At 79.7% G+C, this 384-nt stretch carries 1 pseudogene; it reads right to left on the bottom strand.

Annotated elements, in window-relative coordinates:
- Positions 1 to 384, bottom strand: a pseudogene (locus PUR26_RS00020) (DEAD/DEAH box helicase); the annotation flags it as partial.

Below are 384 nucleotides of genomic sequence, written 5' to 3'. Positions count from 1 at the left end.
GTGTCCGTGGCGGCGGCCGTCTTGGCGGCGGCGGTCTTGCGGGTGCGGCGGGGCTTGGTCTCGGCCACTGCCTCGGGGGCGGCGGTCTCGACGGCCGGCGCGGTCGCCGGTTCGGCGGCCTTGCGGGTGCGGCGGCGGGGCTTGGTCTCCACCACCGCCTCCACCACTGCCTCGGGGGCGGCGGTCTCGACGGCAGCCGGCGCCGCGGTCTTGCGGGTGCGGCGGGGCTTGGTCGCGGCGACTGCCTCGGGGGCGGCTTCGGGGGTCGCTGCCTCGGTGGTGTCCGTGGCGGCGGCCGTCTTGGCGGCGGCGGTCTTGCGGGTGCGGCGGGGCTTGGTCTCGGCCACTGCCTCGGGGGCGGCGGTCTCGACGGCCGGCGCGGTC

Source organism: Streptomyces sp. SP18CS02, from assembly GCF_036322365.1.
Taxonomy (GTDB): domain Bacteria; phylum Actinomycetota; class Actinomycetes; order Streptomycetales; family Streptomycetaceae; genus Streptomyces.
This window is presented reverse-complemented; position numbering and strand designations above follow the sequence as displayed.